This window comes from Streptomyces sp. NPDC051109, assembly GCF_044455885.1.
In the GTDB taxonomy this organism is placed as follows: Bacteria; Actinomycetota; Actinomycetes; order Streptomycetales; family Streptomycetaceae; genus Streptomyces.
The window spans coordinates 124,988-137,967 of sequence record NZ_JBITFF010000017.1; the positions used below are offsets into that span (position 1 = coordinate 124,988).

The 12,980-nt window shown below is 72.9% G+C and carries 15 protein-coding genes; 10 read left to right on the top strand and 5 right to left on the bottom strand.

Going from position 1 to position 12,980, the window contains the following annotated elements:
- Nucleotides 1-81 precede the first annotated feature (81 nt).
- On the top strand, nt 82-1,965 hold the full coding sequence (locus tag ACIBAD_RS27615) for an ABC transporter ATP-binding protein (RefSeq protein WP_398909182.1): 1,884 nt from the start codon (nt 82-84) through the stop codon (nt 1,963-1,965).
- Here the strand turns inward: ACIBAD_RS27615 and dacB are convergent.
- Both dacB and ACIBAD_RS27625 read right to left on the bottom strand, forming a co-directional pair.
- Nucleotides 1,944-3,563: a D-alanyl-D-alanine carboxypeptidase/D-alanyl-D-alanine-endopeptidase gene (gene dacB / locus ACIBAD_RS27620; RefSeq protein WP_398909184.1), complete on the bottom strand. Its 1,620-nt coding sequence runs from the start codon at nt 3,561-3,563 to the stop codon at nt 1,944-1,946. The two genes, ACIBAD_RS27615 and dacB, sit on opposite strands and share 22 nt — an antisense overlap.
- A gap of 117 nt (nt 3,564-3,680) precedes the next feature.
- Nucleotides 3,681-4,415, bottom strand: coding sequence for an SDR family oxidoreductase (locus ACIBAD_RS27625; RefSeq protein WP_398909186.1), 735 nt, complete (start codon nt 4,413-4,415; stop codon nt 3,681-3,683).
- Nucleotides 4,416-4,560: 145 nt separating this feature from the next.
- Between ACIBAD_RS27625 and ACIBAD_RS27630 the strand changes: the two genes are divergently transcribed.
- On the top strand, nt 4,561-5,142 hold the full coding sequence (locus ACIBAD_RS27630) for a TetR/AcrR family transcriptional regulator (RefSeq protein ID WP_134076223.1): 582 nt from the start codon (nt 4,561-4,563) through the stop codon (nt 5,140-5,142).
- Between the two features lie 323 nt (nt 5,143-5,465).
- Here the strand turns inward: ACIBAD_RS27630 and ACIBAD_RS27635 are convergent, their stop codons facing one another.
- Complete coding sequence (locus ACIBAD_RS27635) at nt 5,466-6,500, bottom strand: alpha/beta hydrolase (protein ID WP_398909189.1); 1,035 nt, start codon at nt 6,498-6,500, stop codon at nt 5,466-5,468.
- A 145-nt stretch (nt 6,501-6,645) separates the two neighbouring features.
- On the opposite strand from ACIBAD_RS27635, the gene ACIBAD_RS27640 reads away from it, so the two are divergent.
- A complete protein-coding gene (locus ACIBAD_RS27640; protein WP_398909191.1) occupies nt 6,646-7,098 on the top strand; it encodes a hypothetical protein in 453 nt (150 codons plus the stop codon).
- A 117-nt stretch (nt 7,099-7,215) separates the two neighbouring features.
- Here the strand turns inward: ACIBAD_RS27640 and ACIBAD_RS27645 are convergent, their stop codons facing one another.
- A complete protein-coding gene (locus ACIBAD_RS27645; protein ID WP_134076228.1) occupies nt 7,216-7,608 on the bottom strand; it encodes a nuclear transport factor 2 family protein in 393 nt (130 codons plus the stop codon).
- Nucleotides 7,609-7,714: 106 nt separating this feature from the next.
- On the opposite strand from ACIBAD_RS27645, the gene ACIBAD_RS27650 reads away from it, so the two are divergent.
- From ACIBAD_RS27650 to ACIBAD_RS27670, 5 genes are all read left to right on the top strand, one after another.
- Complete coding sequence (locus ACIBAD_RS27650) at nt 7,715-8,158, top strand: MarR family winged helix-turn-helix transcriptional regulator (protein ID WP_398909193.1); 444 nt, start codon at nt 7,715-7,717, stop codon at nt 8,156-8,158.
- A gap of 17 nt (nt 8,159-8,175) precedes the next feature.
- Entirely contained in the window at nt 8,176-8,322 is a 147-nt protein-coding gene (locus ACIBAD_RS27655) for a hypothetical protein (protein WP_398909196.1), read from the top strand.
- 138 nt (nt 8,323-8,460) lie between these two features.
- On the top strand, nt 8,461-9,177 hold the full coding sequence (locus ACIBAD_RS27660; RefSeq protein ID WP_398909198.1) for a VanZ family protein: 717 nt from the start codon (nt 8,461-8,463) through the stop codon (nt 9,175-9,177).
- Nucleotides 9,178-9,186: 9 nt separating this feature from the next.
- Entirely contained in the window at nt 9,187-9,915 is a 729-nt protein-coding gene (locus tag ACIBAD_RS27665) for a response regulator transcription factor (RefSeq protein WP_398909200.1), read from the top strand.
- The gene (locus tag ACIBAD_RS27670) at nt 9,908-10,987 is read left to right on the top strand and encodes a sensor histidine kinase (protein ID WP_398909202.1); all 1,080 of its coding nucleotides are present in this window, start codon (nt 9,908-9,910) and stop codon (nt 10,985-10,987) included. Before ACIBAD_RS27665 ends, ACIBAD_RS27670 begins: the two co-directional genes overlap by 8 nt.
- A 413-nt stretch (nt 10,988-11,400) precedes the next feature.
- On the opposite strand, the gene ACIBAD_RS27675 is transcribed toward ACIBAD_RS27670, so the two are convergent.
- A complete protein-coding gene (locus ACIBAD_RS27675) occupies nt 11,401-12,009 on the bottom strand; it encodes a DJ-1/PfpI family protein (RefSeq protein WP_134076238.1) in 609 nt (202 codons plus the stop codon).
- A 217-nt stretch (nt 12,010-12,226) separates the two neighbouring features.
- On the opposite strand from ACIBAD_RS27675, the gene ACIBAD_RS27680 reads away from it, so the two are divergent.
- Nucleotides 12,227-12,715, top strand: coding sequence for an MFS transporter (locus ACIBAD_RS27680; RefSeq protein ID WP_398909204.1), 489 nt, complete (start codon nt 12,227-12,229; stop codon nt 12,713-12,715).
- Complete coding sequence (locus ACIBAD_RS27685) at nt 12,715-12,957, top strand: hypothetical protein (protein WP_398909206.1); 243 nt, start codon at nt 12,715-12,717, stop codon at nt 12,955-12,957. Before ACIBAD_RS27680 ends, ACIBAD_RS27685 begins: the two co-directional genes overlap by 1 nt.
- Nucleotides 12,958-12,980 lie beyond the last annotated feature (23 nt).

A 12,980-nucleotide genomic window follows, 5' to 3' on the forward strand; every position in this document is an offset into this window, starting at 1 on the left:
CACACGGAAAACGCTTGGACGGCGCGTACGCCGCCACGGGAGACTGCGGCTTCCGTAACCGAGCGACCACACGGGGTGACCATGGAAACGTCCGCATCACGAGGGGGGCCGCCCGGGAAGGGGCCGGTGCTCCTCGCACTCCGGCACTACGGACGGGAGTTGGCGCGGAGGCGGTGGCTGACCGCGCCCGCCATGCTGATGCCGGCCCTCGGCAACATCGGCATCAACTACATCGCCCCGCTGGTCATCGCCAAGCTCGTCGGCCGCATCGCCGACGACGCCGGCGGCACTGGCCTCGGCGTCGGCGCCGCGCTCCCGTACGTCCTGGGCTTCGCCGGTGTCCTGCTGCTCTCCGAGGCGGCCTGGCGCCTCGGCCTGCACTGTCTGAACCGGCTCGACGCCCTCGGCATCGAGCGGCTGTACATCGTCGGGATGGACGAACTGTTCGCGAAGGACGCCGCGTTCTTCCACGACAACTTCGCCGGGTCGCTGACCAAGCGGGTGCTGAGCTTCGCCTCCCGCTTCGAGGAGTTCGTCGACGCGCTGACCTTCTCGGTCGTGGGCCGGTTCGTGCCGCTGCTGTTCGGTTCGGTGGTGCTCTGGCGCTACGAACCGCTGCTCGTCGTGGCGCTCCTGGCCATGATCGCGGTGACGGGGGCGTGCGTCCTGCCCCTCGTCCGGCGCCGCCAGGCACTCGTGGACCGGCGCGAGGAGGCGATCGCCCGGGTGTCCGGGCACGTCTCCGACAGCCTGATGAACATGGACACGGTCCGCGCGTTCGCCGCGGAGGAGCGCGAGGCCGCCGAGCACCGGTCCCGGGTCGCGCACTCGCGCGCGCTCACCCTGCGCTCATGGGACTACGGCAACCTGCGCATCGACACCGTCGTCGCGCCGATGTCCGTGGTGACCAACGCACTGGGTCTGCTGATCGCCGTCACGGTCGCCGGGAGCGGGGGCTCGGTCGCGGGCGGGCACGGGGTGGAGGCGGTCGTGGTGGCGTTCACGTACTTCTCCAACGCCACCCGGATCATGTTCGAGTTCAACCAGATCTACCGCCGGCTGGAGAGCTCGATGACGGAGGCCGCACAGTTCACGCAACTGCTGCTGACGCCGCCGACCGTGCTCGACCCGCAGTCCCCGGAGCCGGCGCCGGAGCCGGGCCGGGCGGGCGAGGTGCGCTTCGAGAAGGTGGACTTCGCCCACGCGGGCGCGGAGCCGCTCTTCGAGGGGCTGGACCTGGACGTGCCCAGCGGGGCGAAGATCGGGCTCGTGGGACGCTCCGGAGGCGGCAAGACCACGCTCACCCGGCTGCTGCTGCGGATGACCGACATCGACGCGGGCCGGATCCTGGTCGGGGGCCGGGACATCAGCAGGCTGCGCCAGCGCGACCTGCGCGACCTGATGGCGTACGTGCCGCAGGACCCGGCGATGTTCCACCGCACCCTGCGGGAGAACATCGCGTTCGCCCGGCCCGGTGCCACCGAGGCCGAGATCCGGCGCGCGGCCGGGGCGGCGCACGTCACGGAGTTCGCCGACGCGCTGCCCGACGGCCTCGACACCATGGTCGGCGAGCGCGGGGTCAAGCTGTCCGGCGGGCAGCGCCAGCGGGTCGCGCTGGCCCGGGCGATCCTGCGCGACGCGCCGATCCTGCTGCTGGACGAGGCGACCAGCGCCCTGGACTCCGAGAGCGAGATCCTCGTACAGGAGGCGCTGTGGCGGCTCATGGAGGGCCGGACCGCCCTCGTGGTCGCGCACCGGCTGAGCACGGTGGCGCACATGGACCGGCTCGTCGTACTCGACCGCGGCCGCATCGTCGAACAGGGCACGCACCACGAGCTCCTCGCCTGCGAGGGCACGTACGCGAAGTTGTGGCAGCACCAGTCGGGCGGCTTCCTCGACGAGAGCGGCGATGACCACGGCAGCCCCCTGCCTCCCGGACCGCGTCAGGGCGATTCCTGGAGGTAGGCGGCGATCAGGGCGAGGTCGTTGGCGATGGAGAGGACGTCGTCGGGGTTCGCGGTCGGGGTGGAGGCGCCGTTGACGCCGGCGTAGAAGGTGTCGAAACGGCCGCCGCCCTTGTCGAGGTAGCCGGCGATGGTGATGGCGCCGACGGCGAGCCGGTCGTTGAGGGCGTCCCCGCCGACGGCCGCGCCGGTCTTCGCGAACACCTTGCCGCGCGCCGGGCAGCTGCGGCAGTTCTCGGCGAGCAGCCCGTCCACGCCGAGAACGGGCAGGGCCTCCCGGAAGCGCCTCGCGTCCGGGGTGCGCTGCCAGTACGCCAGCATCTGCACCAGCGCCTGCGGGGTGGCCCGGTCGGCGGGGTTGCCGCCCCGGCCGTCCATGAGCTCCGCCTGCTCGCGGTCGACGCCCGCCCGGTCCAGGAAGGCGGCGAGCACCGGGAAGCCGTCCTCGCACTGCGTGCTGCCGGCGGAGACGGCCATCAGGCAGATGCCGAGGTTGGCGCCCAGGTTGTGGCTGACCTTGAGGATCAGCTTGGCGTACTGCTCGTACGGGGGCGAGGTGTACTCCGCCACCCGCGGGCGGCCGTCGTAGTCGCGCGGCAGCCGGGCCGCCGGGTTGGGGCCGGTCGGGGCGGCGGTGACCTGTACGCCGGCCCGGGCGAGGGCCTCGATCAGCGCGCTGCGGCCGAACGCGGCGGGATCCGTGACGGGGCTGGTGCGCAGCAGGGGCTTCGCGTCCGCGGCGATGGTGCCGGAGAGCAGGATCCGGGTGCCGCCGTCGGCGGCGGTCACCGTGATGTTCGTGGGCTTGCCGGCGGCGACGGTCTTCACCGTGGAGGTGACCGCGTACGGGGAGACCTTCGGCCGCCACTCCAGCCGGGCGTCGGCGCCCGCCCGGTCTCCGGGCGTGGTCAGCAGGTCGATGAGGTTGTCGTTGATGATCAGGGGGGTCGGGGTGGGGTCGAGGACCGGGTCGGGGGCGAAGAGGCGGCTGTCGACGACGACGTCGCCGTCGACGCGGGTGATGCCGGAGTCGCGGACCTGCCGGGCGATCCGGTCGATGCCGGCGAGGGGGTTCTCGGGGGTGAGGGTCGCACCGGGGAAGTCGTTGGCGTAGGTGTGGTCGAGGTCGGTGTACGCCACCGTGCCGTCGGGGCGGGTACGGCCGCCGAGGGTGAGGTCTCCCTGGGCGACGAGGTCGAGGTCGCCGGTCAGGGTGGCCCCGGTGCGCCGGCCGACGGCGTAGACGGGGGTGACGAAGCGGTGGTCGGTGCCGAGGGTGCGCCAGGTGCCGGAGACGGCGAAGAGCTTCGCCGTGGAGCCCGGGATGAAGAACTGGCCGGGGAAGAGGCTGTGCAGTACCTGCCCGTCGCCGGGCCGGGTCTGCAGGAGGCCCCACTGGGCGTGCCGGTACTCGGGCTTGCGCATGATCTCGGCGATGCGCGGATCGAGCGCGGCCCGGGAGGGCGAGGGCGTGGGGGACGGGTTCGGGGAGGGGGCCGCGCCGGCGCCCGCACCCGGGGCGAGGGCCACCAGCAGCAGGGCGCCGCAGGCGGCGGCCGCCCGTCGCCGCAGCGCGGCGACACGTATCGGATGTTCCACAGCACGCTCCGTCCGTCGCGGCTGCCCTCTCCCGAGGCCTGCGAACAGGGTCACACGCCCCCCTCCGCCCCGCACGTCACCGGTATGCGGGCCCGGCACGATCCGAAGGAGACGGCATCAGTCCTGGGCGGTGGGGCGGACGACGATGTCGCCCACGTCCACGTTGTCCGGCTGCTCGACGGCGTAGGCGATGGCGCGCGCGATGGCGTCCGGCGGGATCGCCATCGCGTCCATGCGCTCGCGCACCTGCGCCCGCATCTGCGGGGCCATGGAGTCCGGGAAGTCCGTACGCGTGACGCCCGGCGAGACGACCGTCACGCGCAGGCTGTCACCGGCCTCCTGGCGCAGGCCCTCGGAGAGGGTGCGTACGGCGTTCTTGGTGGCGGCGTACACCGCCTGGAGCGGGACGACGCGCAGTCCGGCCGTGGAGACCGTGTGGACGAAGTGCCCGGTGCCCTGTTCCCGGAAGACCGGCAGCGCGGCGGCGATCCCGTACAGGACGCCCTTGAGGTTGACGTCGATCATCTGCTCCCAGTCCTCGACGCGTACCTCGTCCAGCGGGGAGATCAGGCCGATCCCGGCATTGCCGACGAGGACGTCGAGCCTGCCGAACCGGCTGCGCGCCAGTTCGACGAGCCCGGTCAGGTCCTCGCGCACCGTGACGTCGGTGCGCGTCCACGCGGCTTCGCCGCCGGCCGCGTCGATGCGGGCGGCCAGGGCTTCGAGCCGCTCCGACCGGCGCGCCCCGAGGACGACCTTGGCGCCGCGTTCGGCGAGCAGCAGGGCGGTCGCCTCGCCGATACCGCTGCCGGCGCCCGTGATCGCCACGACCTTGCCTTCGATTCCCGACATGAGCAGCAGTCCTTCCAGGAGGAATACGGGCAGGCCAGGGCATGCCCTAGAGTCAAGTGGAGGCGCCACCACTTCATGCTGCCAAGCTAACTGGGCGCGCCTCCACTTAGCAAATGGTGAGGACGAGAGAGGACGGCGGCCGCCGATGACCCCGGACGCAGCACGCCCGCTGAGAGCCGACGCGCAACGCAACAGGGACAAGATCCTGGCCGCCGCGGTACGGGTGTTCACCGAGGAGGGACTGGACGCACACCTCGAACGCATCGCCAGGGCGGCGGGCGTGGGCACCGCGACCCTGTACCGCAACTTCCCCACCCGCGAGGCGCTCGTCGAGGCGGCCTACCGCAACGAGGTGGCCCAGCTGCGCGACGCCGTCCCCGGGCTCCTGGCGGCGCAGCCGCCGTACGAGGCGCTGCGCGCGTGGACCCGCCTCTTCATGGACTACGCCACGGCCAAGCTCGGCATGGCCGACGCCCTGCGCGCCATCGCCGCCTCGGGGAGCAACCCGTACGCCCACAGCCACGACATGATCCAGAGCGCCATCGCCGCGCTGATGGACGCGTGCGCCGAGGCGGGCGCGATCCGCACCGACATCGGTCCGACCGACATGTTCGCGGCCCTCGCCGGCATCGCCCTCACCTCGGCGAAACCCGAACAGCGCGCACAGGCCGAACGCCTGCTGGACCTCACCCTGGACGGGCTCAGACCCCCTCGACGGCCGCGATGACGGCACGCGCCCACTCGGCGGGCTCGCTCACCCCCGGGCCCGCCGCTCGGGGTGACGCCCCATGGTCAGCACAGCACGTTCATCTCGCCGACACGCGACCGGTCACGCGCGGCCGCCCCTGGACGGACTCGGGTTCAACGTGCCGCCCGGCACCGGGCCCCGGTCAGCGCAAAGCCCCATCGCGCCCGCCCGCCGCGGCCCCCTCCGTGGTACCACCAGTGCGCCGCAGCCGGCCGCCGCCGGGCAGCCCAGCCATGGGGTCGGACGCGTGAAACCCGGCTGCGGAGGTGCGGCCGTCGGCCGGAGCGGGGTCCGCGGAGGCACTACGGCTGGGGCGCCGGCGCCGATCGGGCCAGGAGGCGTTGGAGCCAGCGGGTGCGGGTTTCGCGGGCGGCCCGGGTGAGGGCGGCCTCGGGGGCCAGGCCGTCGAAGCCGTGGTAGGCGCCGGGCCAGACATGGAGTTCGGCGTGGCCGCCGGCCCGCCAGATGGCGTTCGCGTACGCCACGTCCTCGTCGCGGTACATCTCGGCCGACCCGACCTCGATGAAGGCCGGCGGGAGTCCGGTGAGGTCCGTGGCGCGGGCGGGGGCCGCGTAGGGCGGCAGTTCGGCGGCGCCGTGGCGGTCGCCCAGCAGGGCCTTCCAGCCCGTGGTGTTAGAGGTGAGGTCCCAGACGCCGAGGCCGGTCATCTGGTGGCTGGAGAAGGTGGTGCCGCGGTCGTCGAGCATCGGGCAGAGCAGCAGTTGGCCCAGCGGGACGGGACCGCCGCGGTCGCGGGTCAGGAGGGCGAGGGCCGCGGCGAGGCCGCCTCCGGCGCTCTTGCCGCCGAGGACGATGCGGTCGGGGTCGATGCCCAGTTCGGCCGCGTGGCCGGCCGCCCAGACGAGGCCGGCGTAGCAGTCCTCCAGGGGTTCGGGGTACTGCGCCCGCGGCGCGAGCCGGTACTCGACGGAGATGACGGCCAGTTCCAGCGGGAGGGCCCATTCGCGCAGGATCCGCGGGAGCACGGACCAGGCGTTGCCCATGACCATGCCGCCGCCGTGCAGGTAGTAGAGGAGGGGCAGCGGCCGCCCTGCGAGCCCGGACGGGCGGGCGCTGACGAGCGTGACGGCCGGGCCGTCCGGTGGTCCCGGGACCTGGAACTCCGTCACCTCGAAGCGGCCGCCGTCGCGAAGGTCCTCCGCCGTGGGCCGGGGCCGGAACGCGGCGTCCCGCTCCTGCCGGGCCGCGAGGTTGTCCGGGGTGATCGGCTCGCGCGACCGCGCGTCCAAGGCCGCGAGGGCGACGGCCAGTTCGGGGTCGAAGGGCGGTACGGGCACCCCCGTCGGCGGCTGGCTTCCTCGTTCGGTGAGACCCATACGGCGTATCCCATCACACCGTCACGCGGCCCTGTCCGGGCGGCGTATGACAGCTGTCATACGGCACACGTGACCTGGTGCTCTGCCCCCGATACCGCTTCCCCGGAAAAATAGTGATCATCACACCGACCACGGGGGCAGCAGCATGGACATCCTGAAGAAGAAGACCGAGGGCGCACCGGCCGAGGCCGTCGACACGAGCGCCGTGGCACCGGCCGACTACCGGCTCCCGCTCTGGTTCTTCGGCTTCGAAGGGGTGCTCGCGGCCGCCTTCGACATCCTGAAGGCCTTCCCCTCGGTCTGGCCCGTGCTGCTGGTCCTGCTGGCCGTGAACATCATCGTCTCGCTGACGATGATGCGCAGGCGGATCCAGCTCGCGAAGGCACTGTGGCGCGGCAAGGAGACCCGCAAGGTCGCGTTCGCGCTCATCGCCCTGCGGGTCGGCAGCCACTTCGCCCTGAACGCCGCGGGCCTGGCCGTGACCTCGACCCTGGGCCACGTGCTCTTCGCCGTCGTCATGAGTGCGATGACGATAGGCCTGCTCGCCTACTCCCAGGAGACGGCCATCCGCGCCCTGACCGCCAGGAGCGCCCGCTAGGGGTCTCCGCGAAGTCCTGCCCGGCCCGCGGCGTCCGGTGCCGCGCCGCGCCGGGTTGTCGGAGCGTCCGAGTACGTCCCCGTACCCGGGCGCCCGGCACGACTGTGCGGACACCCCCTAGCGGGCGCTGCCGATGTTCCGGTCCGCGGCGGAGCCCTCCAGCATCAGGGTGGTCTCCTCTATGCGGTGGAACCGGCCGTCGGGCGCGAACTCCGCGAACACGTAGACCTCCATGCGTACGGTCGAGCCGTCCTTCTTCGTGATGTGGGCGGTGTGCCGGTCGGCGTACTTGGCCCCGTCGTACAGCTCCTCGTGCACCTCGACGCGGCCGTCGGCCACCAGGCCGCGCACGTGGGTGATGTGCTCGATGAACCCGGCCCGGTCGGCCCACTCCCCGTCGGTGCGCTGGCGGTACTCCGGGGTGAAGTGGCGGTCGGCGGCCTCCTCGACGGTGATGTCGCGATTGAAGAGCAGGTCGTTGAGGGCGACTTCGATTCCGGTGCGCGTCATGGGATTTCCTCACGGGACGAAGGATCAAGGAGAAGTGCGTGCGAATCGCACGCATCTCCGTCACAGTAGCACCAACAGCGTGCGCGGCGCACGCTATTCTCGTAGCGTGGAGAACGAAGCAGGTCACGAGATCGCGGACGCGCTGGGCATCCTGCTCAGGCGCAGCACGCGCACGCAGCTGCACCGGCGGCTCACCGAGGGCATGGGCGAGGGGCTGGACGAGCTGACGTACCCGGTACTCAGCACACTGGCCCGGACCGGCCCCCGCAGCGCCGCCGATCTGGCCCCCGACGTCGGAGTCGACCGCTCCGGCGTCACCCGCCGCGCCTCCCGGCTGGAGGCGGCCGGCCTCATCCGCCGCGAGCCGGACCCCGCCGACGGGCGGGCGCACCTGCTCGTCCTCACCGAGCGGGGCCGGGCGGCGGTGGCGGAACTGCGGGCCCGGCTGGCCGCCCGCATCACGGAGAGCCTGTCCTCGTGGCCGCCGGGCGAGGCCGAACGCTTCGCCCGCGACCTGCGCCGCTTCACGACCGAGGGCCCGTTCGCCTAGAGATTGTCCGCACGGTCGTGCCGGGCGCCCGAAGGACACCGCGGACCGGGCAGGTCATCGAGGACGCCGGCCACTTCGCGGCCTTCCGCCACCCGGACCGCTTCCTCGACCTCCTCCCCACCAAGGTCCGCCCGGCCCTGACGGCGCCGCGGCAACGGCCGTGACGACCGCGCCCGCGGCCGGGCCGGCCTCGGCTGCCGGCTGAGCCTGGCCGCAGGTCGCAGGGCGACCGCACCCACGTATCGCGGGCGTATCGAAAAGCTCATACGCCACCGCAACGGCCCTCCGCCTCCAATGACGCCATGACCCGCATCGCACCCCCGTCCGCACCCTCCGCACCGCCCCGCCGCGCCCGCCGCGCACGGCGGATCGTGCTCCTCGGCCTGGCGTTCCTGGGCCTCGCGAGCGCCGTGTTCGCCCTGCGGGGGCCGCTCATGATGTCCGCTCCGAGGTGCATGGCCGGGCGGTGGCACGGCTGCTACGACACGTTCAACGGTGTGGTGCTCATGACGCTGGTCGCGCTGCCGCCGGCCGCGGCGGCGGCCTGGGCGCTGGCCCGCCTGCGGCGGGCCGCCGGCGCCACATCGGCGTGGCGGACGTCGCTGGCCGAGGTGGGCATGGTGCACGGGACGGTGCCGTTCGTCTGGATGACCATGATGCCGGGCGGCGGGGCCGGCACGGCCCCCGCCCGGGTGAGCCTGGTGCCGCTCCGGGACCTGGTCACGATGGGGGCGCTGGGGATCGTCGGCAACCTGCTGGTCTTCGCGGCGCTGGGGTTCTTCGCCCCGATGCGGTTCGCGGCGACGGCGTCCTTGCCTCGGATCCTGGCGCTCGGGGCGGGCTGCTCGGTCCTGGTCGAGAGCGCGCAGTACGTCCTCCGGCTGGACCGGGTGTCCTCCGTGGACGACGTACTGCTCAACGCCGCGGGCGCCGTGCTGGCCGCGCTGGCGTCGCGCCGCTGGTGGCGCACGTCCGTGCGCACGCCGCCGCATACGGCGGCGACATGTCCTGCTGCTTAGGCTTCGGACATGCGCGTACTGATCGTGGAGGACGAGCCCTACCTGGCCGAGGCCGTCCGTGACGGTCTGCGGCTGGAGGCGATCGCCGCCGACATCGCCGGCGACGGCGACTCCGCCCTGGAACTGCTCAGCGTCCACTCCTACGACCTCGCGGTCCTCGACCGCGACATCCCCGGCCCGTCCGGCGACGAGGTCGCCCGGCGCATCGTCGCCTCCGGCAGCGGCATCCCGATCCTCATGCTCACCGCCGCCGACCGGATCGACGACAAGGCATCCGGCTTCGGGCTCGGCGCCGACGACTACCTCACCAAACCCTTCGAGCTGCGGGAGCTCGTCCTGCGGCTGCGGGCCCTCGACCGCAGGCGCGCGTACGCCCGGCCGCCGGTCCGCGAGATCGCGGGCCTGCGCCTCGACCCGTTCCGCCGGGAGGTCTTCCGCGACGGGCGCTACGTCGCGCTCACCCGCAAGCAGTTCGCCGTGCTGGAAGTCCTCGTCGCCGCCGAGGGCGGGGTCGTCAGCGCCGAAGAGCTGCTGGAACGGGCCTGGGACGAGAACGCCGACCCCCTCACCAACGCCGTGCGCATCACCGTCTCGGCACTGCGCAAACGGCTCGGCGAACCATGGGTCATCGCCACGGTGCCGGGTGTCGGCTACCGGATCGCGACCGCCGTCGACGCCACCGCCCCCGACGCGCCCGCTCCCGATCCCGATCCCGATGCCGGCCGTACGCATGCGTAGACGCCCGGGGCCCAGCGCCCGGCTGAAACTCACCCTCAGCTACGCCGGGTTCCTCGCCCTCGCCGGCGCCCTCCTGCTGGCCGTGGTGTGGGGGTTCCTGCTGCGCTACGTGCCCGACAACCCCAAGGGCCTCCTCGGGATCTCCCCCAACCGCTACGTCCTCGTGCGCGCGTTCCTCCCGGCCGCGGCCGTGGCGATGGCCTTCCTGCTCCTGTTCGGCCTCGTCGGAGGGTGGCTCCTCGCGGGCCGGATGCTCGCACCGCTCACACAGATCACGGACGCGGCACGGAGGGCCGGCAACGGATCGCTGTCCCACCGGATCCGCATGAAGGGCCGCCAGGACGAGTTCCGCGAACTCTCCGACGCGTTCGACTCGATGCTGGGACAGCTGGAGTCCCACGTCGCCGAGCAGCAGCGGTTCGCCGCGAACGCCTCCCACGAACTGCGCACCCCGCTGGCGATCTCGCGGACGCTCCTCGACGTCGCCCGCAAGGACCCCGCACGGGACCGGGACGAACTCATCGAGCGGCTGTACGTGGTCAACACCAGGGCGATCGACCTCACCGAGGCCCTGCTGCTACTCGGCCGCGGTGACCGCGGCGACTTCACCCGTGAGAGCGTCGACCTCTCCCTCCTCGCCGAAGAAGCCGCCGAAACGCTGCTCCCCCTCGCCGAGCAGCGCCGGATCACGCTCGACGTAACCGGCGGGGCGGCCCCGACCGGCGGCTCCGCGGAGCTCCTGCTGCGGATGGTGACGAACCTCGTCCAGAACGCCGTCGTGCACAACCTCCCCGCCGGGGGCACCGTGACGGTCCACACCGGGGCGCACGGGGGCACGAGCGTGCTGCGGGTCGAGAACAGCGGTCCCCCGCTCCCGCCGGACCTGGTGCCCACCCTCACCGAACCCTTCCGGCGCGGATCGGACCGCGTGCGCACCGACGAGCACGCCGGAGCCGGCCTGGGCCTCGCCATCGTGCAGAGCGTCGTCCGCGCCCACGACGGGACCCTCGACCTTCTCCCCCGCCCGGGCGGGGGCCTCCTCGTCACGGTCCGGCTTCCCGGCGGCTCTTAGGGGGTCCGTGGCCGTCCCCGCACGACGTACGGGCGAAAGGGCGGCGGGCCGACGACGCCCGCATCCTCGTCTCGGAAGCGGTCAGCAACGCGCTCCGGCACTCGGCGAGCACCCGCCTCCGAGACGAGGAGGCGGGGACCGAGCGGCTGCTGTGCGCCCTGCGCGACTGCGACGACACCCCCGTTCTCGGGCCCGCGAACCGGGCCCCCGCGGGCTCTGCGCGGCGTGAGTCCGGGCGGGGGCTCGGGCTGATCGCGCCCCTCAGCCAGTCCTGGGGCAACGCCGCGGACGGGGCGGGCAAGCGGGTCTAGTGCTGGCTCGGCGGCTCCGCGACCCGCGTCTGAGCGAAGCCCGCCCGCGCCGCCCGACGCGGGCGGTGCAGTATCGCCTCGGTCGGCTCCGTATCGCCTCGGTCAGCGCAGTACCGACTCGGACGTGCGGATGGCGCGCAGGGTGCGTTCCACCGTCTCTTGCTGCTCGCCCACCGGGGCGGCGTAGGCGATGGCGGCCCGCGCGGCCTCCTCGCCGAGCGTACGGGTGATCGTCCACGCGGCGAGGTACTGCGAGGCCAGGCAGCCGCCCGCCGTGGCGATGTTGCCCTCGGAGTGGAAGGGCGCGTCCAGCACGGTGACGCCGCAGGCCTCGACGTACGGGCGGCTCGTCAGGTCCGCGCAGGCCGGCATCCCGCCGAGCAGCCCGAGCCGGGCGAGGACCAGCGCGCCGGAGCACTGCGAGCCGATCAGCTGCCGCGCGGGGTCCAGGGGCAGCTGGGCGAGCAGCCGGTCGTCGGCGACCACGTCCCGCGTCTTGACCCCGCTGCCGATCAGTACGACGTCGGCGTCCGGGATGAACTCCATCGGGCGCTGACCGGTGACCTCGACGCCGTTCATCGAGGTGACCACGGGCGTGGGCGTGGTGATGAAGGCTTCCAGGCCGTCCTTGCGGCACCGGTTGATCAGGGCCGACGCGATGAAGCTGTCGAGTTCGTTGAACCCGTCGAACGTGACCACCGCTACCTGCATGCCGACCTCCTGGGAATGGCGTTCAGGACGCCAGCCTCTCAGGTGCGCGGCAGCGGGTCACAGGCCAATCGGCCACCAGTGGCCTGCCCGGCTCCCTCTCCCCCGGCACCTGCCGCCCTTCCGCATTTCCAATCCATCTGGCCGGCAATCCCTGGGCGGGCCTGGTGACCGTGTCACCGGGGTTCTTCATGACGCTGCTGGATCTCACCAGCGGGCGGTGTTCACGCTGGCCGGCGTCGCGTGCGGGCTCGCGCCGAGCGCCGGCCCGCTGATCCCGGCGCGCGGATTGCAGCGGCTGGGCGCGGCCCTGCTGGCGCCTCAGACGAGGGCGCTGGTCGTCTCGGTCTTCCCCGCGCAGCGGCGCGGTACGGCCATGGGCGTCTGGGGGATGGTGGCCGGACTCGCCACGCTGTCGGGGCCGACCCTGGGCGGCATCCTCGTGTCGATCGTCGGCTGGCGGTGGATCTTCCTGGTCGACGTGCCGATCGGCGCGGCGGCGCTGGTGCTCACGTACCTGGTGGTGCCGCACGAGCGCAACGGGCGCGGCCACCGCTTCGACCTCGTGGGCGTGCCGATCGCGACCGCCGCGCTGTTCTGCCTGGCGTTCGGACTCCAGGAGGGCGAGCGGTACGGGTGGGGCGCCGGGATCTGGGGGCTGCTGGCCGCCGGTTTCGCGCGCTGTTCCGCGACCGGAACCTCACCGTGATGACCGCGCTCGTGGCGCTGGTGTCGATGGCGATGATCGGGCTGGTGCTCCCGTTCAACCTCCACCTGCAGTCCGTACTGCACATGAGCGCGCTGAAGGCCGGTCTGGTGCTCGCGCCGTCCTCGCTTCCCCGCGGGCGGACGGCGCTAGTTTGCGGACACCCCCTGGGCCGCGTCTGCCGGTGCGTCAATTCCCTTTCCTGGAAAGCTCTTTTGGGTTTCTTGATCGCTCCGTGCCCCTGACGTGAACGGTTCCTGACAAGAGT

What these genes read in the sequence shown, in the direction of transcription:
- ACIBAD_RS27615 (WP_398909182.1), top strand. Translation starts at nt 82, where the DNA reads ATGGAAACGTCCGCATCACGAGGGGGGCCGCCCGGGAAGGGGCCGGTG.
- ACIBAD_RS27625 (WP_398909186.1), bottom strand. Translation starts at nt 4,415, where the DNA reads ATGTCGGGAATCGAAGGCAAGGTCGTGGCGATCACGGGCGCCGGCAGC.
- ACIBAD_RS27630 (WP_134076223.1), top strand. Translation starts at nt 4,561, where the DNA reads ATGACCCCGGACGCAGCACGCCCGCTGAGAGCCGACGCGCAACGCAAC.
- ACIBAD_RS27635 (WP_398909189.1), bottom strand. Translation starts at nt 6,500, where the DNA reads ATGGGTCTCACCGAACGAGGAAGCCAGCCGCCGACGGGGGTGCCCGTA.
- ACIBAD_RS27640 (WP_398909191.1), top strand. Translation starts at nt 6,646, where the DNA reads ATGGACATCCTGAAGAAGAAGACCGAGGGCGCACCGGCCGAGGCCGTC.
- ACIBAD_RS27645 (WP_134076228.1), bottom strand. Translation starts at nt 7,608, where the DNA reads ATGACGCGCACCGGAATCGAAGTCGCCCTCAACGACCTGCTCTTCAAT.
- ACIBAD_RS27660 (WP_398909198.1), top strand. Translation starts at nt 8,461, where the DNA reads ATGACCCGCATCGCACCCCCGTCCGCACCCTCCGCACCGCCCCGCCGC.
- ACIBAD_RS27665 (WP_398909200.1), top strand. Translation starts at nt 9,187, where the DNA reads ATGCGCGTACTGATCGTGGAGGACGAGCCCTACCTGGCCGAGGCCGTC.
- ACIBAD_RS27670 (WP_398909202.1), top strand. Translation starts at nt 9,908, where the DNA reads ATGCGTAGACGCCCGGGGCCCAGCGCCCGGCTGAAACTCACCCTCAGC.
- ACIBAD_RS27675 (WP_134076238.1), bottom strand. Translation starts at nt 12,009, where the DNA reads ATGCAGGTAGCGGTGGTCACGTTCGACGGGTTCAACGAACTCGACAGC.
- ACIBAD_RS27685 (WP_398909206.1), top strand. Translation starts at nt 12,715, where the DNA reads ATGACCGCGCTCGTGGCGCTGGTGTCGATGGCGATGATCGGGCTGGTG.